Genomic DNA, 19209 nt, shown 5'->3' on the forward strand with positions numbered 1-19209 from the left:
TTATTTTTCTATTTTGTTTAATATTTTTAAGATTGTTTCTTTAAGGTGCAGCAGATCTTCAGTCTCCACACCAATTTTATTCTGTATTTTTCCGGGAATTTCACAGGCTTTCTGCTGCAGGTTTCTGCCGGATTCTGTAAGAAATACTTCTACCACTCTTTCATCCTCTTTTTTTCTTTTTCTGGAAATAATTCCCTTACTCTCAAGCCTTTTCAGAAGAGGAGTTAAAGTTCCGCTGTCCAGAAACAGTTTTTCACCGATATGGCTTACTGCAAGACCATCATTTTCCCACAACACCATCATCACGAGATACTGTGGATAGGTAATATCAATCTCGTCAAGGAAGGGGCGATAAAGTCCTGTAATTTCCTTTGCAATCACATAAAGAGGAAAGCAGATCTGGTTTTCTAACTGTAATGATTTTGAATTTTCCATAAGGCTGAACATGAAAGATGTAATAAATATATTATTTTTTAATGATGAATTCCTCCATCGGAACCCTTACTTTTTTCATTGAGGACAGCCAGTCCTTTTCTTCATCCCTGTATCCAAGATATAAAAGGCTGACACTTTTTAATCCTGATTCCTTTAAACCAAGGATTTCATCCACCACTTCATTGCTGAATCCTTCTGCAGGTGTACTGTCGATCTTTAATTCTGCCGCCTGGGCAAGAGCAAATCCCAGAGCAATATAAGTCTGGCGTGCTGTATGCGCAAAATGCTGTTCAGAAGTCTGTGCATTATACATGGCTTTAATTTTGTCTGTATAACTTCCGAAACGTCCTCTTGGCAAATCTCTTACATCGGTATGATAATCATATACCTGATCGATTTTTTCATTGGAATAACTGTCCCACGCCGCAAATACCAGAACATGAGAAGAATCTCTCATAACCTCAGGATTTAAAGCTCCGGCAGTCATTTTTTCTTTTAACTCCTGATTTTCCACAACAATAATACGGAAAGGCTGAAGCCCTGATGAGGTTGGAGCCAGTCTGGCTGCCTCTAAAATTGTATTAAGATCTTCCTGTGATACTTTTTTTGACGGATCATATGCTTTTACCGCATGTCTCCATTGTAAGTCTTTTATTAATGACATTTCTATTATTTTAAATTATCTTTTTCTGTTATTAAACTCTTTGTTTCAATACTGAGCTGGAAATAACTATGCAAATATACAGTCAATTGTATTGTGTACAATTTAATTTTGATAGATTTAATTTATGCTGATTTTAGAAAAACCAAATTAGCTCAATCTGTCAGCTTAATTTTTCAGCAGGAATCGGATTTTTTACGATAGGTTTTATTTGAAACTTTGCAATAGAATTTTAAATAAAAAACAATGCAGAGATTTAAAAACAAAACAGCCCTGATCACCGGCGGAACCAATGGGATGGGATTCGCAACAGCCCAGCAGTTCATCAGTGAAGGTGGAAAGGCAATTATCACAGGGCGGAGTGAAGAGACAGTCAACAAAGTTTTAAATAGGTTGGGTGATCAGGCCTTCGGAATTGTTTCTGATGCAGGAAACATGAAAGACCTGATGAATTTGCAACAAGAGGTGAAAAAGTATACGGATACCATTGAACTCGTTTTTGCCAATGCAGGATACGGGAAATTTTTTCCGGTTGAAAACGTAGATGAAGGACATTTTAATGAGCTTTTCAATACGCTTGTAAAAGGTTCTTTCTTTACTGTACAGCAAATGCTGCCTTTAATGGGACGGGGAAGTTCTGTTGTTTTCAATACTTCCGTAGCTACTGAGATTGCCATGCCTAATTTCTCCATTTATTCTGCGGCAAAATCAGCGGTACAATCCTTTATCAAAACCTTTGCTGTAGAACTTACAGAACGCGGAATCCGGGTAAACGGAATCAGCCCAGGGCATATTAAAACTAATATTTTTAATAATACCGGCTTAAATGCAGAACAGATTGAAAATGCAGTTCACGGTATTATTCCTACCATTCCCTTCAAAAGGCAGGGCGAGCCGGCAGAGGTTGCTAATACCGTACTGTTTCTGGCTTCCGAAGAGGCTTCTTACATTCACGGAGCAGAAATAAAAGTAGATGCAGGCATTTCTGTTATAAGATAAATTAAAAATCCCCATCATACCAGTGATGGGATCCGTTTATTTTTCAGTCTGCTTTTAAATGCAGTTTGTTGGCCGGAAAGTACTCAGATCAGGGAATTTCATTGATCTGTTTTATAATATTTGTATTATTTTCAATACCTATATTATATGCTTTTCCTTTTTTGTGGCTTTGATTTGTTTTTTCAAGAAGCGCTTTATAGTCAGTTCCTTTTTTTGATAAATAAAAGATCTGCGGACTTATCCCGATAGATATGCGTGTGAACTCTTCCGGTTTCTCCGGATCTTCAGCTACATTGGTGATAACTGAATTATTATACCAGGTCAGGTTCTGCGAACTTGAGTTACCGGAACAGGATGTGATCATAAATAATAGTAATAGTATATAAGTCCAGACTTTCATAGAAAAATATTTTGTAAACAGCTCCTGCAACTAAGTTATGAAAAAAAGCAGCAGAAGCTGTTTAAGTTATTAGAATCCACAGCTCGCAACACTTGGAGCCGGTGACGGAGAACATCCTGAAAGTGATGAGAATATATTCAGTACACAATTGGTATTTACTAAATTATTATCATAAAGATAAGATGCACTAGGGCTTCTGTAGTATACGTTTCCTGCTGTATTGGCATAAGAAGATACTGACGCAGATCCGCAGCTGGTATTGATACAGGCATTTCTCCAGGCTGTATCAGTCACAGGTCCGCTTGGGAACAGGGAAGGATCTATAATTCTTTTTTCAGTAACACCTGATGCATTTTTATAGCTTACCAGAATGGCAACATGATAACTCCATGCAACACAGCAGGTACCTGTAGATGCCTTTAAATTACCATATACAAACTGTTTTTCACAGTCATAGCCGTTGTTGATCAGAATTTGTCTCATTTTATGAGCTCTTGCATAGCATCCGTCTACGGGATATCTGAATGTGATGCATGGTGAAGATGCTGTAGAAGTACCGCAAGCCTGGTTTTTAATCAGGGCGAACATGCTATTTAGCGTAGCTACATTAGGAAGAACACTCGTTAATTTGTTAGCCTCATTTTTAACCTCTTTAGTCAGATTGGATTTAAAAAAGCGAACATCTTCTTCGTTTCCTTTTTCTACCTTGGCAATTTCATGGGTATTTGGTTTGATGAAGACCTGGATAGGAGTTTCGTTTTTTACAGCCTCTCTGATTAAAGTAATGTACTCTTCATTTTCTTTCGTGGGAGTAATGGTATAGAACTGTGCCGTAACAATAAATGATACTTTCAGTGTACCATTTTCATCTTCTATCCCTACCGGAACTGTTTTCCCGAGATCTGTAAATTTTTTGTCAATTGTTTCATTCTGACTCATTTGCTGCTCTGCATTAGAGTCTGTACAGGCATTAAATGACAGTGCTGCCACAAATACCATCATTGATAACAGAAGTTTTTTCATAATTCTCATAATTTGGTGGTTAGTGATAAATTTATCTAAGTTTTGGTGTGTCGTTTTGTGAAAATAAATTGAAAATAGTTCACTTTATTGTGATATTAAAAGTAAATAAAAATAAAATACCAGCAAATTATTTTTAAATAAAATTTTAATTATTTTATTATATGTTGAATTAAATTCGTTATTTACTTATTTGTTGTTGATTTTTGTTATTAATGTCTCAATAAGATTGAATAATTGTGAAAATGTAAAAATCCCGCACAGTTGATGGCGGGATACTATTCTGTAGAAAAGAACCAGAAGCTATGAAACAGTTTTTTATCTGTAGAGTTAAGCTTTTGTTGTTAATTTTTATATCTCGCAGATTTTGCAGATCTAAGAATAAACCTTTAAAATTTTGCCATTTACCGCACCTAATACACTTAAAATATAAGCATTGATAATCTTATTCATTGGTGCAAGATTGTACCCCGGAAAAAGATTCCCATATCTTTCAAAACTATCTTCTACAAGTCCTGGACTTACAACGTTGATTCTCAAATCATTTTTAAGCTCCTGAGCTGATGCAAGAACAAAACTGTTTACCGCACCGTTGATCATGGCCACAGCTGTTCCGTTCTTTGCAGGATGCTCTGCGGCAATCCCTGAGGTAAGTGTAAATGAGCCTTCCCGGGAAAGAAAATTCTTGCCAATGAGGACAAGATTTATTTGGCCCATTAATTTCCCCTTTATTCCGGGTATCATATCTTCTTCGGACATTGAATAATAATCACCATAAAAACCTGTCCCTGCTGTACAGATACATGCATCAACGGTTTTCAGCTGCTCAAACATTTGTTGAATGGAATTTTTATCAGAAATATCTACCCTGATGTCTCCGCTGTTCCTGCCGGCTGTAATAATTTCGTGAGTGCCCTGTAAAGATTCTTTTACTTTTTTTCCTATGGTTCCGTTACCACCTACAATCAATATTTTCATATAATTTTTTGTTTCAAAGCTAATTATATGAATAATAGATGGGTTAGTACAAAAAGTTCATTATATAGAACAATTGGTCCGGAACTCGGAAGGAGTCAGTCCATAGGTGTTTTTAAATAATCTCGTAAAATAAGAGGAATTATCAAACCCGCATTGATCTGATATTTGAGAAATAGTCTCTTTGGTATTGTTTAAAAGAAGTTTTGCGTGCTCCAGACGTTTCTGGTTGATCCATTTTTTAGGAGGTGAGCCGTAAGCTGTATTGAACTCTCTTTTAAAAGTAGAAATACTCCTGTTGGTAAGTTTGGCAAAGTCTTCCAACGATAATTTTTGAAATAAATACTTCTCAACAGTATAGGTCATGCTTTCAGTTGAAGCAGAGAGTACGGAACTCCAGAAAGGCATGGTTTGGGACAGCGGCATTGTTTTGAGAATATACAACAGGATTTCCTTTTGCTTAAGAAGTAAAATGCCTTTATCCTTTAAGCTGCTGTTGGTAAAATATTCCTGCAGCTGCTCTTTATATATTTCAATAACTTTATTCGTGGATAGCTTTAAAAACTGAACATCAGAAACGGAATGACTGATGTTAAGCCTATACTCTGAGATCACTTCCTGTACAATCTGAGGATTTAGAAATAATAAAATAGCTTCAAAATTGAGTCCTTCCTCAAAATATTCCGCCATTGCATACACTCCTTTCCTTAAGAAAATGATCTCACGAGAATTGACTGTTATCGTTTCATTATCTATATGTAAATGTTTATTTCCCTTCAATATAAATACCAATGTATCCTGAGTAAGGAAGACTGTTTTGGTTGTTGTTGTATTTTCTCTTTTAAATTTGGCAAAGAACGTGTTTTCAACAACGAGAAACGTATTGTCATTAATATCAGCCTTTTTAGGAGGGAAATGAAAAATCATTGTTGTGTGCAGGAAGTATTATTGAACCACCTTAGTGACAAGTTCGGCTTCAAAAACATCTGCAAAATGCTTTCTGATCTTTGCTTTAAGATCCTCCATCTCTTCCGGAGAAAGCTCTCTTTCAAGCTCTCTTTTTAAAGAGGTCACCTGCTTGTCCTTAATACCGCATGGAATGATGTATTCAAAATAGCGCATATCCGTATTCACATTCAAAGCAAAACCATGAAGCGTAACCCAACGCGAAGCTTTTACTCCCATTGCACAGATCTTTCTGGCATAAGGTTTTCCCACATCCAGCCATACTCCGGTTTCACCTTTGGAACGTTCCCCTTTAAGGCCGTATTCACCAATAGTTCTGATGATCACTTCTTCAAGGTTTCTCATATATAAATGAATGTCTGTAAAGAAGTTTTCAAGATCCAGTACAGGATAGCCTACAACCTGTCCGTATCCGTGATAGGTAATATCTCCGCCACGGTTCACTTTTACAAAAGTAGCATCTATTTCTTTCAGCTTGTCGATGCCGGCAAGCATATTTTCTTCATGACCACTCTTGCCTAATGTATAAACATGAGGGTGTTCCACCAGTAAAAAATGGTTCGGAGTGGTTATATGCTGTTCTGCAGGTAAATCGCGGTTTTTTATTTTAGTATCAATGATATTCTTCATCAGACTCTCCTGGTAGTCCCAGGCAGACTGATATTCTTTTACACCAAGATCTTCAAATTCTACTGATTTATTTTGATTTGTATTCATACGTTGATGTCAGTTCTTTAATGGAATACGGAATCATGGTTCCATACTATTTTTGACATACAAATTTAGTGAATTTTACCCTTTTACAGCATGGATAAAATCTATGGCAGCATTCTTCCAGTCTTTATGGTTCAGAAGGGTATTGACAAAGGCCGTCCCGATGATTCCACCAGCTGCTTTTTCTGTGACATTCTCGAAATCATCTTTTGATTTGATCCCGAAACCGATCATTACAGGATTTTTAATGGGAAGTGAGGCAAGTCTTGACAGATAATTTTCGTTTTTCAGGATGGCATTATCATTTCCTGTTGTAGAAGAGGAACTTACGGCATACAGAAATCCTGAACTTAAAGAATCCAGATAAAGAATTCTTTCATCGGAAGTTTCAGGAGTTACCAGAAACGTAAAATTAAGGTTATATTTTTTTAAGATCTGCTGATAGTTATTTTCAAATTCAATAGGTGGCAGATCGGGAATAATCAACCCTGAAACTCCACTCTCCAAACACTCACGACAGAATTCTTCAAATCCAAAACTTAAAACAGGATTGATATATCCCATCAGAATAATCGGGATTTGAATATCATTTTTTACTGTTTTCAGCTGGGAAAACAGCTTTTCAATAGTCATTCCGTTCTTTAATGCCAGTTCGTGGGCCTGCTGAATCACCGGACCGTCTGCTACAGGATCAGAATAGGGCATTCCGATCTCCATCATATCGGCACCGGAATTCTGGATCAGTTTAATAATATCAGCGGTGTCTTCCAGTTGTGGAATTCCTGCTGTGAAGTATATGTTTAGTTTTTTCATTTCTTTTTTATTGTATTAATGTATTCATGTAAAATGTATTGATGATCCTAATTCAAAATGTTTAAGCTTTTATGCATTTAAAATCATTTTACATGAATACTTTTTACATTGTACAGGATTTACAGGTTCTTCAAATACGTTTCCATATCCTTATCTCCACGGCCACTCAGGCAGATCACCACAATATCATTTTCGCTGAATTTCTTTTTATCCAGAACAGCCAGTGCATGAGAGCTTTCCAGTGCGGGAATAATTCCTTCCAGCTTTGTTAATTCAAAAGCGGATTTTAAAGCTTCATCATCATTGATACTGAAAAATTCTGCCCGTTTTTCCTTAAACAGATGAGCATGGAACGGTCCGATTCCCGGATAATCAAGTCCTGCAGAAATAGAGTGGGGTTCAATAACCTGTCCGTCGTCAGTTTGCATCACAAGACTTTTGCTTCCGTGAAGAACGCCTAAAGTACCCAAAAAAGTAGTGGCGGCAGATTTCCCGGAATTAACGCCTAATCCGCCTGCTTCTGCGGCAATAATTTTCACTTCTTTTTCTTCTACAAAGTGATAAAAAGTTCCTGCAGCATTGCTTCCCCCGCCTACACAGGCAATAACGTAATCAGGATTTTCTCTTCCGGTTTTCTCTTTCAGCTGTTCTCTGATCTCTTTTGAAATGACACTCTGAAATCTGGCAACAAGATCAGGGAAAGGATGAGGTCCAACCACACTTCCGATCACATAATGAGTGGTCACAGGATTGTTGATCCAGTCTCTTAAAGCTTCATTTACAGCATCTTTAAGCGTTTTTGAGCCTGATGTTGCGGGAATAACTTCTGCCCCCAGCATTTTCATTCTTGCCACATTCGGAGCCTGGCGATGAATATCAATTTCTCCCATATAAACAATACATTCCAAACCAAGCAGAGCGCAGGCTGTTGCTGTTGCCACACCGTGTTGTCCTGCTCCGGTTTCTGCAATAATTCTTGTCTTTCCAAGGCGTTTTGCCAGAAGAACCTGTCCAAGGGCATTATTGATTTTATGGGCTCCGGTATGGTTGAGGTCTTCTCTTTTCAGATAAATCTGAGTATTATATTTATTGCTTAAATTTTTGGCAAAATAAAGCGGTGTAGCACGTCCTACATAATTTTTAAGGAGATCCTGATACTCATTCTGAAATTCTTCAGATTCTATGATCTCAAGATAATTTTTCTGCAGTTCCTCTACATTCGGATAAAGCATTTCAGGGATGAAAGCACCTCCGAACTCACCATAATATCCATGTTCATCAGGGTTTTTATAATTCATTGTATTGTTCTTTAGGTATTAAATAAGCATTTTGTTCCGGTCCAAGACCTTTTAGGAGCTCTATCATTTCTCCCGAAGTATTAAAAATTAGAATATCATCATCATCAGAGTTTATCCAGCCGTTATCGGTACTTTCAAGTATAGCTTTGGCCTTATTCTCCAGTATTTCAATATCACACCGCTGATAAAAGGGCCGCAGATCAGTTGCACAAAATCCAATGCTTTCAATATTCCTTTGAATCAGATTGTCTTTAAAAAACTGAACCAGTTTTGACCCATATCCTTTTTTTTCCTGGGCAGAAACCAGTCCGACTGCTTCTGCAAAAGAAAATTTCTTTCCGGAGATTTCCAAAGTGAAATCAAGATTAAGCCTAATCACAGCCAGTATTTCATCTTCCGAATCTAATATAAAATGAAATTCAGAATCTTTAAAAAAACTGCGGAAATCCGAAGCTGTCATTTCATTCCATTCGGGAACCTCCCAAAGGTTTAGAATATGGTTTATTTTGTGATCGGTTAACTCGTCCGGATTTTTAATTTGATAATTCATCGGTTAGACTGTTGATAAATTGAATGTTATTATTTCGTTGTTGTCTTGTAATCAGTTTTTTATGATGAAGTAATTCAATTTTACTGATCAGATCGATTAAAGTGGCAATATCTATTTTTGATTCATACATCGTAACAGCAATTTCCAGATTGTCAATTAAAAAATAAGGATCAGAATCTTCATAAAGCAGAAAAATTTTAGCATAAATCTTTCCCAGATCGTATTTGATATTTGCTTTAACGTGGCTGTCTAAAAACTTGTCTGAAATAATGACAAGATAATAGCTGTTCCACATGCTGATTCTTTCAAAGAAATACTGGATATCACTTTCATCAAAGTCTTTGATAATTGCTATAAATTCCTGCAGCTGTCCGTCTATAGTCCAATATTCCGTATCGCTGTCGTTTTGAGAAACAAAATGATACAGAGCCTGAATCTTTTTGTTTCCAAACTTAGGCGGAAATAAGGTTTTATAAAATGTTTTTTTTAACAGATGGATGTTCATCATCTTTCTTAATGTGTATTTTTTTGCGGTCTTTTCAGAACGCTTTCGAAATGAATTTTTTTATTTTTTCTAAATTTTTAATTCCCGGTTCCAGTTCAAATTTTGAATTAATGTCTATTGCAAAAGGTTTCCTGAGCAGTGAACTGACATTTTTAATGTTTTCCTCTGAAATTCCGCCGCTCAGAAAATAAGGAAGCGGGATGTCAAGTTCATTCAACAATGCCCAGTCGAACCGTTTTCCAGTTCCCCCGAATGCTTTACTGTCCGTATCAAAAAGAAAATAATCTACTATTGAAACGTGAGAATTAATAATTTGTTCTGTATCTTTTCTCGTTTCCGGGTCATTATTTCCGATTCTGATCACCTTTATAATTTTAATCCCGGGTTTCAGCTGTTGTCTTAATTGTACAACAAAATCTTTATTTTCATCGCCATGTAGCTGAATCAGGTTTAATCCTGCCTTTTCTGCAATATCTTTAACCGTATCTATTTCTTCATTGACAAAAACTCCTGTCTTTCCCGGATGGCTGATCTTTGAAATATCTTCCGGCTTCAGATGGTTCAAAACATACCTTGGTGATTTTTCATAAAAAATAAAACCGAGGAAATCTGTTTTCATGGAAACCAGTTCATGAATCTGATCCAGTTGAGTCAATCCGCATACTTTCAGTTTCAGGTTCTTATTCATTGGTAAATTGCTAAACTGTTACATTGCTATATTGGAAACAAACTCAGCAAATTTGTTTGCAGGATCTTCGTTTTTCATAAAATATTCTCCCATCAGAAAACCGTCGAATCCTTTTTCCTTTAAATATTTAAAATCTTCTACATTGTAGATCCCGCTTTCTGCAACAGATAAAACCTCTTTCGGAAGCTGGTCTTTTAAAAGGACGGAATGCTGAAGATCAACCTTGAAATCCTTTAAGTTTCTGTTATTGATGCCAACAAGATCAATCCCGGAATTGAAATGCTTCAGTTCCTCTTCCGTATGAATTTCCAGAAGTACTTCCAGACCCAGCTGATGGGCAAGCTCTGTAAATTCCTTAACCTGAGTTGGAGATAAACATGCAGCAATCAGTAAAACGGCGTCAGCACCGATACTTCTGGCTTCATAAAACTGGTACTCATCCACCATAAAATCTTTTCTGAGAACAGGAATACTGATATGATTTCTCACACTTAAAATATCATCAAAACTTCCCCCAAAAAAATCTTTGTCGGTCAGGATAGAAATTCCTGAGGCTCCAAAATTTTCATAGGCAGAAGTTACTTCCAAAGGCTGAACTTTATCATTGATGATTCCTTTTGAAGGAGATTTTCTTTTAAACTCAGCAATAATTCCGCTTTTATTTTTAACAGATTCTTTGAGCGAAAAGGTTGGTCTTCCGAAAAATTCAGAATCTTTCAGATGGTCAGTTGAAATTTTCGCCATTGAAACTGCAATTTCTTCTTTTTTTCTTTCAATAATTTTATCCAGTATTGTCATGTGTTTGTTTTTTTGTTAGAAGTTAGAAGTTAGAAGTTAGAAGTTAGAAGTTAGAAGTTAGAAGCTAGAGGTGTCCAAAGACATTTAAAATTTCTACTATCAACTAGTAACTATCAACCAGTAACTTTTAACTATTAACTAATAATTCCAGACTTCTCAGTGCTTTCCCGCTTTCCAGACTTTCTTTGGCCAATAAAAGGCAATCTTCGTACGTTCCGAATTTCTGAGTATGGAAAAGAGCTGTTGATGCGTTGGCAAGAACTACGGAATTCTGCTGTACTGTACCTTTTCCTTCCAGAATATTTCTGAAAATCTTTGCGGATTCCTGAGGTGTTTCTCCTCCCTTGATGCTTTCCGGACTTACAGAAATGAATCCCAGATCTTCAGCGGAATGAATTTCTTCACCGTGTTTTGTAATGATCTTGCTGTCCTGGGTAAGGCTTATTTCATCATATCCGTCCAGACCGTGAAGGAGGATAAATTCCCGTTCTTCCTTTTGTAAAAGATATTGATAGATTCTTGCAATTTCAAGGTTATAAACCCCGATCACCGAAAACTTTGGTTTTGCAGGATTAACCAACGGACCAAGAAGATTAAAAAATGTTCTTAATCCTAACGCTTTTCTTAATGCACCGACAGACTGAAGTGCCGGATGAAAATAAGGGGCGTGCAGAAAACATATATTGGCTTTTTCAAGATCTTCATTCAGCTGCTCAGAATTGTTTTTAAACTGATAGCCAAGCTCTTCCATTACGTTAGATGATCCGGTAGTGGCAGAAGCACCGTAATTTCCATGTTTTGCCACTTTCTGTCCTGTTCCGGCCACGACAAAGCTTGCTAATGTGGATATATTGATCGTATTTTTTCCGTCACCTCCGGTTCCTACAATATCCATCGTATCGTTATTGCTGAGAAGTACAGGAACCGCCATCTGCAGGAGAGCTTCTCTAAAGCCTTCCAGTTCCATCAGGGTAATATTCCGCATCAGAAAAACACTGATAAAGGCAGTAACTTCGGCATCATTAAATTTATTCTGAGCAATTTCGATCATTGTAGCCTTTGCCTCAGATTTGGACAAAGTGTTGTGATTGAACAGGTATTGGAGGATCTCTTTCATCTGAGGTGTTTTTATAGTATTAAGCGTTTCTGTAGTTTTCAATTTAAGAGAAAGTTTTTGATAATAACTTCTCCGTCAGGAGTTAAAATGCTTTCCGGGTGGAATTGTACACCGTGTACATCATAGCTTTTATGCTGTAATGCCATGATCATTCCGTCCTTGTCTACTGCTGTAATTTCCAGCTCTTCCGGAAATCCTTCCGGGTTAACGGCCCAGCTGTGGTATCTACCGACTTCTATTCCTGAGGACAGATTTCTGAAAATTTTGGTATTTTCTTTCACAAGCTCGGCAGAAGTTGCCACTCCATGAAAGATTTCAGAAAGATTGATAAGACTTCCGCCAAAAGCTTCTGCAATGGCTTGCTGCCCAAGACATACCCCCAAGATACTTTTAGTAGGCGCATATTCTCTGATCAGATCCAGTAGAATTCCTGCTTCTTCCGGTATTCCAGGGCCTGGAGACAGGATGATTTTATCATATTTTCCTATCTCTTCTAAAGTGATCTGGTCATTTCTTACAACGTCCACTTTTTGACCCAGAATTCTTTCAATGATTTGAACGAGGTTATAGGTAAAACTGTCGTAGTTATCGAAAACCAGCACTTTTAATTGTCCGTTAGTTGCCGGTTGATTTATATTGTTGTTCATTTTTCGCTTTTTTATGGTTTAAAATAATAGCAGATGCTTTTAATTCATCACTAATTTACCTGCTTTGTCAACTGCTTTTTTCAATGCATTTAATTTGTTGTTCACTTCCTGCAGTTCATTTTCAGGGACAGATTTTGCTACCAATCCGGCTCCGGCCTGATAATAAAGGGTATTGTTTCTGCTTAAAAAAGTACGGATCATGATCGCCTGATTGCAGGTTCCGTTTAAACCGATCATACCAATACATCCGCCATAATAACCGCGGGAATCTTTTTCATACTGATCAATGAGTTGAAGGGCTTTGTGTTTCGGGGCACCGCTTAATGTTCCCTGAGGGAAAGTTGCTGAAACCATATCCAGAGGATTAAGATTTTCGGGAAGATCGGCAGTCACTTCGCTTACCATATGGATAACATGGGAGAAAAGCTGGATTTCTTTCAGTTTGGTAACGGTTACATTTTTACCGAGTTTTCCGAGATCATTTCTGGCCAGGTCCACCAGCATGGTATGTTCTGCATTTTCTTTAGGATCATTTTTTAAAGCTTCAATGGATTGAAGATCCGTATCCAGATGCCCTGTTCTTTTAAAAGTTCCTGCAATAGGATGGATGATTGCTTTATGGTCTTTGATGATCAGCTGGCTTTCGGGACTTGAACCGAATAATTTATAGTTTCCATAATCAAAAAAGAAAAGGTACGGGGAAGGATTGATATTTCTGAGTGCTCTGTAAACATTAAATTCATCTCCTTTGAATTTCTGCTCAAATCTTCTGCTTAAAACCAGTTGAAAAACATCACCTCTCATGCAGTGTTTTTGAGCTGTTTTTACCAGTTCGATATATTCTTCATCAGTAAGGTTAGAGGTTTCGCTGCCGGTTTTTTCGAAAGGGTAAACCGGAGTATTCTGGTTTCTGATCAGGTTTTCCAGCAGGTAAAGCTCAGATTTTAAACCGGGAATCTGATTTTCAATGATATGCATTTCGTCATTGTAATGATTGATGGCAATAACGTATTGATATAATCTGTAGCGAAGAATAGGAATTTCCACTTCCGGACTTTGTGGTTTTAAAGTGATATCTTCGAAAAACTGCACTGCTTCAAAGCTTGTATATCCAAAAAGGCTTTGAGCCGTCTGTTCGATAGGATCATGGGTAATTTCACAATCAAAAACACTTTGAAATTCATCAAAAATATCAGTGATATTACGTTCACCTATCGGTTGTTTTACAGGGTCTGAGCCGGGAAGTTTGACTTCAAATTCAGTAAGATTTTTAACTTCAATTCCTGCCACAGCATTTACAGCAATAAATGAAAAGTTATTATCAATATTCTTGGAATCTGAGCTTTCCAGAAGAATGGTGTCCCGGAATCTGTCTCTGATCTGAAGATAGATGTTCATGGGAGTATAAAGATCTCCGAGTGTTTTTTTTGAACCGGTTTTTATTTTTATTTTCTGAGTGGTCATCTGACTTGTATTTTTTGTTTTGAGTGAAATAAAAAAAGCTTCAACGGAATCCGTCAAAGCCTATATATTGTTTGTTTTAATTATCTGCTATACGATTAGCAACATGACAATACTTCCAGACCCGACGAAGAGTTTGAAAGCCACCACCAATTTTTGTTGCTCATATTTAACATGGGACAAATGTAGAAATTTTTTTCAATATAAAAACAAAAAAATGGCGAAAAAATACAAAACTTAATATTGAATGCTTCTATTCTAGCTGCTTTAATTCCTTTTTTAATTCTTCAATTTTTACTTCGTATTCTTCACTGTCATAGGATTTTATGTATTCTTCCAATGCCGAAATATATTCTTCAATAAACTCCTTATTTGTTCTGTCTGCCTCATATTTGATCTTTGCAGAGTTCACAGGAGCCATTTTTTCATATTGTAGTAAAGCGTTTCCTTCTTCGGACTGATAATAAAGAATCACAATGTTTTTCTCGTATCCCGGAATATACTTAACCGGAAAATGCTGCTCCGTCCGAGGAATTCTGATAGCATTTTCAATAGGATAGATTGTTGCACTGGTTGTCGAAAAATAAGTTGAGGTATATTTGCCATCCTGTTTTTTTACAATGGCCTCATAGTCATGAATATACATATCGTTCAGAGTGGAGTTGGTTTCTACATCTGAAGTGATGATTGCTGTACTTTCAACGCCGTATTTGTTTAAAAACCAAGCATTCAGATATTGTCCGGCAAAACCATTCAGAATGGCCAAGGGAATAATCGGTATCAGAAACCAACCTTTTTTTGTGACAAATGAAAGCAGTCCAAAGAACACCAGAAGGATAATCACAGTATAAAAACCATGATGGCTGGTGAAAAACAGGATTTTAGATATAAAAATCATTTGAGAGCCTGAATTATTTTTGACTAAGTTAAAAAAATTCAAACAATAAAAACAAATTAAGAAAATGTTACCTATTTACTGAAATTTGTTTTATAATATTTAATGCCTTTAATTCCGACAAGCAGCATCAATAGTCCAAAAAATCCGAGAACTGCAATTACCAGATAATTATTGTTTCGGTGCGCATTATTATAATTGTTTAAAGATAAATATTCTGTATTCCTGTTATGGATTTCCACAATACTTACCTTATTTTTATACAAAAGGTTTCCTGGAAACGGGATGTTTTCTGATTTTAATATTTTTCTGTTATACTCCTGCTTCTCAATAAAGAACATAATTGAATCTCCCGGTTTGTTTTCGCTCATCAAATCATAAAAGGATATTTGATCCGATACAACACCTCCAATCATAAAATTAATTTCAGGATATTCATTTAAATGAATTACTAAAGCTCTGCTTCTTCTTCCTTTTTCTATTTTAACATCTTTTAAAATACCTTTTATTTCTGTAATACTGCTTCTTTCAGGCAATTCAGATAAGGAAATCTTAATTGCAAAAAATAAAAGAAAAAAACTTAGAATGAATGAGATCCAGATAAGCCTCCTGTTTGATTTCTTTTCTTTGTGATAATTCATTTGTGGTTTTGTTTGCAGGACTAAATTACTAAAAATAGGATAGTTCAATTCATGGATGAAATACATTTTTTTGAAGGCTTTAATACAGTAAAATAGTATTAAATGGGAAAATGTCATTCATTTAAAAGCTTATTTTTTATATTTTTGTCTAAATTTTATAGAAAAAATAATGAAAAAAGTATTAGCAATTGCATTCATCGGAAGTTTATTCGTGGTAAACTGCTCTAAAAAGTCAGAAAATACATTACAGGACAGCAACACAATGCTGCCGGAACCTGATGCTCCAACAGTAGTGGACTCTACGGCTAAGAAAGCTGCTCCGGCTGCTGCAACAACTCCTGAAGCTGCTAAAACAGATTCTACTGCAGCAAAAAAATAATGAAAAAATTCCTTTTGACAGGAGCTGTAGGATTTTTAATTCTTTCCTGTTCTAAAAAAGAAACCACGGAGGTACCTGCTGTGGCTTCTGAAACGTCCGCTGTTTCGGAGCCGGCAAAAACTAATCTTTCCGGTGACCAGATCATCGAAACATTGGACTGCTCAGGCTGCCATTCCGTAAATGAGAGAATGATAGGACCTTCTTACAAGGAGATTGCAGAAAAATACTCCGAAAAGGATATTGAACTGTTGGCTTCCAAGATTATAGAAGGCGGAAGCGGAGTTTGGGGAGGTGTTCCGATGGCTGCCCATCCACAGGTGTCTAAAGAAGATGCTAAAAAAATGGTAGAATATATTCTGAGTCAGAAAAAATAAATAATGCCTACCGAAAAATCCAGTCTGCACGCAAGAAATCTGCATCGTGATCCTTATGATTTTGATCAGCTTATTTCTTGTGTGCCGGAACTGAAACATTATGTATTCATAAATTCCTATCAGACGGCAACTATTAATTTCAGTATTCCAAAAGCCGTTAAACTGCTTAATAAAGCATTGCTGTTACATTTTTATAATGTCAAAAACTGGGATATTCCTGATACCAATCTTTGTCCTCCTATTCCAGGTCGTGCAGATTATGTACATTATATTGCAGACCTTTTAGGTGAACATCGCTCTGAAATTCCCACAGGTAATTCTATATCAGGTTTAGATATCGGAACAGGGGCCAATCTTGTTTATCCTTTACTGGCTCACAGATCTTATGGCTGGAAAATGCTGGGAACAGATATCAGTCAGGATTCTCTGGAAAATGCACAGCGAATTTTAGATGATAATCCGGATTTATCCTCTGTTATTCAATTAAAACCACAGCCTGATTCTCATCATATCTTCAAAAATATTATTGAGGCCGGAGACCGTTTTACATTTTCCATGTGTAACCCTCCTTTTCATGATTCTGAAGAATCTGCATTGAAGGGAAACCTGAGGAAAACAAAGAATATCAGAAAATCAAAGTCCCAAAAGGTTCTGCTTAACTTCGGCGGCCAACAGTCGGAATTGTGGTGCGAAGGCGGTGAAATTGCTTTCATTACCAAAATGATCGAGGAAAGTGCTCAGTATTCCTCACAAGTCCTTTGGTTTACATGTTTAGTGTCTAAGAAAGACAATCTGTACAAATTAACAACACTTTTAAAGAAGGTTAAAGCATTAGAGGTAAAAACCATTGATATGGCACAGGGACAGAAAATCAGCAGAATGCTGGCGTGGACCTTTGTTCCCCAAAAGGACAGGAAAGATTGGTTTTGAATCTCAATGGTTAATTTTGTTGCATAAGCCAATTTATAGCTAAACATATCACAAATGACGATTTGTATTTAAAATATTAATAGTCAGTGATAATTCATATTCGAAAATTCATTGAAAAGCAAATTCATAATTCCTCATTGACAACTCACTAAAAATGCCTAAATTTGTACGCTTTTAGAAAAATAAGAAATGCAATTATCAGAACAAGAAATCATTAGAAGAGAAAAGCTGAACAAGCTTACTGAAATGGGAATTAATGCATTCCCGGCGGAGGAGTATACTATTACAGATACTACAGAATCTATAAAACAGGATTTTTCTGAGAATAAACAGGTGAAGATCGCTGGTAGATTAATGTCCCGCAGAATTCAGGGAAAGGCTTCTTTTGCTGAGTTGCAGGACTCTAAAGGTAAGATACAGGTATATTTTAACAGAGATGAGATCTGCCCGGGAGATGATAAAGAATTATACAATGAAGTATATAAGCACCTTCTGGATATCGGAGATATTATTGGAATTGAAGGAACTCTGTTCACAACTCAGGTAGGTGAAATGACGGTTTTGGTAAAGAATTTTACACTTCTTACCAAAGCTCTTCGTCCGCTTCCTCAGGCTAAAACTGATGAGAATGGAGTGGTGCACGATGGATTTACAGATCCTGAACTAAGATACAGACAGCGTTATGTAGATTTAACAGTTAATCCACAGATAAAAGAAATCTTCGTAAAAAGAACAAAAATGTTCAATGCGATGAGAACTTTCTTTAATGATGCAGGATATTTTGAAGTGGAAACTCCTATTTTGCAGTCAATTCCAGGTGGAGCAGCTGCAAAGCCTTTCATCACGCATCACAATGCTTTGGATATTCCATTATATTTAAGAATTGCCAATGAATTATATCTGAAAAGATTGATCGTTGGTGGTTTTGACGGGGTTTACGAGTTCTCTAAAAACTTCAGAAATGAAGGAATGGACAGAACACATAACCCTGAATTTACAGCAATGGAAATCTATGTAGCTTACAAAGACTACAACTGGATGATGGATTTCACGGAAAAACTTCTGGAATTCTGTGCTACTCAGGTAAACGGAAGTGCAGAATCTACTTTCGGGGAACATACTATCAACTGGAAAGCTCCTTATCCAAGAGTTTCCATGACGGAAGCTATTCAAAAATACACAGGTTTCGATATCACAGGGAAAACTGAACAGGAATTGTTTGATTTTGCCAAATCAATCGGAATTGAGGTGAATGAAACCATGGGTAAAGGAAAATTAATTGATGAAATTTTCGGTGAAAAATGTGAAGGAAACTTCATCCAGCCAACTTTCATTACAGATTACCCGGTTGAAATGTCTCCGTTGACAAAGAAGCATAGAAGCAAAGAAGGGTTAACAGAACGTTTTGAGCTAATGGTTTGCGGAAAAGAAATTGCGAATGCTTATTCAGAGCTTAATGATCCTATTGACCAAAGAGAGCGTTTTGAATCTCAGATGGCTTTATCAGAAAGAGGGGACGATGAAGCAATGTTCATCGACCAGGATTTCTTAAGAGCATTGGAATACGGTATGCCTCCAACTTCAGGATTGGGAATCGGTATGGACAGGCTGATTATGTTCCTTACCAATAATGCATCGATTCAGGAAGTATTATTCTTCCCTCAGATGAGACCGGAAAAAGTAGTACCTCAAATTGAATTGGGAGAAGATGAAAAAGTAATCCTTGAAATTTTAAAATCAGGGGAGCAGCTACCATTAAATGATGTAAAACAAAAAAGCCAGTTATCCGGTAAGAAATGGGATAAGGCATCTAAGACTTTGACTAAGAATAATTTGGTGAAAGTGGAGAAGATTGATGAGAATCTTTTGATGAAATTAGTATAACCTTATATTGTTATAAAAAATAAAAAAAGACTACTTTCTGGTAGTCTTTTTTTATTTGA

23 protein-coding genes are annotated in these 19209 nt (G+C 36.5%); 5 read left to right on the plus strand and 18 right to left on the minus strand.

Annotated features, from left to right (window positions below):
* Together ACQWU4_RS15900 and ACQWU4_RS15905 are read right to left on the minus strand one after the other, a co-directional pair.
* Positions 1-435 (minus strand): MarR family winged helix-turn-helix transcriptional regulator, encoded by a 435-nt coding sequence (locus ACQWU4_RS15900; protein ID WP_429936737.1) that lies wholly within the window; start codon positions 433-435, stop codon positions 1-3.
* A 31-nt stretch (positions 436-466) separates the two neighbouring features.
* Positions 467-1099: an NAD(P)H-dependent oxidoreductase gene (locus ACQWU4_RS15905; protein ID WP_429936738.1), complete on the minus strand. Its 633-nt coding sequence runs from the start codon at positions 1097-1099 to the stop codon at positions 467-469.
* A 243-nt stretch (positions 1100-1342) separates the two neighbouring features.
* On the opposite strand from ACQWU4_RS15905, the gene ACQWU4_RS15910 reads away from it, so the two are divergent.
* The gene (locus ACQWU4_RS15910) at positions 1343-2095 is read left to right on the plus strand and encodes an SDR family oxidoreductase (protein ID WP_429936739.1); all 753 of its coding nucleotides are present in this window, start codon (positions 1343-1345) and stop codon (positions 2093-2095) included.
* 88 nt (positions 2096-2183) lie between these two features.
* Here the strand turns inward: ACQWU4_RS15910 and ACQWU4_RS15915 are convergent, their stop codons facing one another.
* From ACQWU4_RS15915 to ACQWU4_RS15990, 16 genes are all read right to left on the minus strand, one after another.
* Positions 2184-2495: a hypothetical protein gene (locus tag ACQWU4_RS15915; RefSeq protein ID WP_429936740.1), complete on the minus strand. Its 312-nt coding sequence runs from the start codon at positions 2493-2495 to the stop codon at positions 2184-2186.
* A gap of 69 nt (positions 2496-2564) precedes the next feature.
* Entirely contained in the window at positions 2565-3518 is a 954-nt protein-coding gene (locus ACQWU4_RS15920) for a protein-glutamine glutaminase (protein WP_429936741.1), read from the minus strand.
* A 372-nt stretch (positions 3519-3890) separates the two neighbouring features.
* Positions 3891-4493 carry a short chain dehydrogenase gene (locus tag ACQWU4_RS15925; RefSeq protein WP_429936742.1) on the minus strand — a complete coding sequence of 201 codons (603 nt, stop codon included), beginning with the start codon at positions 4491-4493 and terminating at the stop codon, positions 3891-3893.
* A gap of 60 nt (positions 4494-4553) precedes the next feature.
* Positions 4554-5417, minus strand: coding sequence for a helix-turn-helix domain-containing protein (locus ACQWU4_RS15930; RefSeq protein ID WP_429936743.1), 864 nt, complete (start codon positions 5415-5417; stop codon positions 4554-4556).
* An 18-nt stretch (positions 5418-5435) separates the two neighbouring features.
* On the minus strand, positions 5436-6173 hold the full coding sequence (lipB, locus tag ACQWU4_RS15935; RefSeq protein WP_429936744.1) for a lipoyl(octanoyl) transferase LipB: 738 nt from the start codon (positions 6171-6173) through the stop codon (positions 5436-5438).
* A 75-nt stretch (positions 6174-6248) separates the two neighbouring features.
* Positions 6249-6983: a tryptophan synthase subunit alpha gene (gene trpA / locus ACQWU4_RS15940; RefSeq protein ID WP_429936745.1), complete on the minus strand. Its 735-nt coding sequence runs from the start codon at positions 6981-6983 to the stop codon at positions 6249-6251.
* A gap of 119 nt (positions 6984-7102) precedes the next feature.
* The gene (gene trpB, locus ACQWU4_RS15945) at positions 7103-8281 is read right to left on the minus strand and encodes a tryptophan synthase subunit beta (protein ID WP_429936746.1); all 1179 of its coding nucleotides are present in this window, start codon (positions 8279-8281) and stop codon (positions 7103-7105) included.
* Positions 8271-8831 carry a GNAT family N-acetyltransferase gene (locus ACQWU4_RS15950; protein WP_429936747.1) on the minus strand — a complete coding sequence of 187 codons (561 nt, stop codon included), beginning with the start codon at positions 8829-8831 and terminating at the stop codon, positions 8271-8273. Before ACQWU4_RS15950 ends, trpB begins: the two co-directional genes overlap by 11 nt.
* Positions 8815-9339 carry a hypothetical protein gene (locus ACQWU4_RS15955; protein WP_429936748.1) on the minus strand — a complete coding sequence of 175 codons (525 nt, stop codon included), beginning with the start codon at positions 9337-9339 and terminating at the stop codon, positions 8815-8817. Before ACQWU4_RS15955 ends, ACQWU4_RS15950 begins: the two co-directional genes overlap by 17 nt.
* Positions 9340-9370: 31 nt before the next feature.
* Positions 9371-10024, minus strand: coding sequence for a phosphoribosylanthranilate isomerase (locus ACQWU4_RS15960; RefSeq protein ID WP_429936749.1), 654 nt, complete (start codon positions 10022-10024; stop codon positions 9371-9373).
* Positions 10025-10042: 18 nt separating this feature from the next.
* Positions 10043-10822 carry an indole-3-glycerol phosphate synthase TrpC gene (trpC, locus tag ACQWU4_RS15965; protein WP_429936750.1) on the minus strand — a complete coding sequence of 260 codons (780 nt, stop codon included), beginning with the start codon at positions 10820-10822 and terminating at the stop codon, positions 10043-10045.
* 127 nt (positions 10823-10949) lie between these two features.
* On the minus strand, positions 10950-11939 hold the full coding sequence (gene trpD / locus ACQWU4_RS15970; RefSeq protein WP_429936954.1) for an anthranilate phosphoribosyltransferase: 990 nt from the start codon (positions 11937-11939) through the stop codon (positions 10950-10952).
* Between the two features lie 38 nt (positions 11940-11977).
* Positions 11978-12586 carry an anthranilate synthase component II gene (locus ACQWU4_RS15975; protein WP_429936751.1) on the minus strand — a complete coding sequence of 203 codons (609 nt, stop codon included), beginning with the start codon at positions 12584-12586 and terminating at the stop codon, positions 11978-11980.
* Between the two features lie 39 nt (positions 12587-12625).
* The gene (locus ACQWU4_RS15980) at positions 12626-14050 is read right to left on the minus strand and encodes an anthranilate synthase component I family protein (RefSeq protein ID WP_429936752.1); all 1425 of its coding nucleotides are present in this window, start codon (positions 14048-14050) and stop codon (positions 12626-12628) included.
* 250 nt (positions 14051-14300) lie between these two features.
* Positions 14301-14945, minus strand: a complete 645-nt coding sequence (locus ACQWU4_RS15985) for a hypothetical protein (protein WP_429936753.1) — start codon at positions 14943-14945, stop codon at positions 14301-14303.
* 71 nt (positions 14946-15016) lie between these two features.
* Entirely contained in the window at positions 15017-15583 is a 567-nt protein-coding gene (locus ACQWU4_RS15990) for a hypothetical protein (RefSeq protein ID WP_429936754.1), read from the minus strand.
* A 169-nt stretch (positions 15584-15752) separates the two neighbouring features.
* Between ACQWU4_RS15990 and ACQWU4_RS15995 the strand changes: the two genes are divergently transcribed.
* The 4 genes from ACQWU4_RS15995 (at position 15753) to lysS (ending at position 19150) form a co-directional block, all read left to right on the plus strand.
* Positions 15753-15962 carry a hypothetical protein gene (locus ACQWU4_RS15995; protein WP_429936755.1) on the plus strand — a complete coding sequence of 70 codons (210 nt, stop codon included), beginning with the start codon at positions 15753-15755 and terminating at the stop codon, positions 15960-15962.
* Positions 15962-16336 (plus strand): c-type cytochrome, encoded by a 375-nt coding sequence (locus tag ACQWU4_RS16000; RefSeq protein WP_429936756.1) that lies wholly within the window; start codon positions 15962-15964, stop codon positions 16334-16336. Before ACQWU4_RS15995 ends, ACQWU4_RS16000 begins: the two co-directional genes overlap by 1 nt.
* A 3-nt stretch (positions 16337-16339) precedes the next feature.
* Entirely contained in the window at positions 16340-17266 is a 927-nt protein-coding gene (gene rlmF, locus ACQWU4_RS16005; protein WP_429936757.1) for a 23S rRNA (adenine(1618)-N(6))-methyltransferase RlmF, read from the plus strand.
* A 189-nt stretch (positions 17267-17455) separates the two neighbouring features.
* Positions 17456-19150, plus strand: coding sequence for a lysine--tRNA ligase (lysS, locus tag ACQWU4_RS16010; RefSeq protein ID WP_429936758.1), 1695 nt, complete (start codon positions 17456-17458; stop codon positions 19148-19150).
* Positions 19151-19209 lie beyond the last annotated feature (59 nt).

It is taken from the genome of Chryseobacterium sp. MIQD13, from assembly GCF_050496705.1.
GTDB lineage: Bacteria > Bacteroidota > Bacteroidia > Flavobacteriales > Weeksellaceae > Chryseobacterium.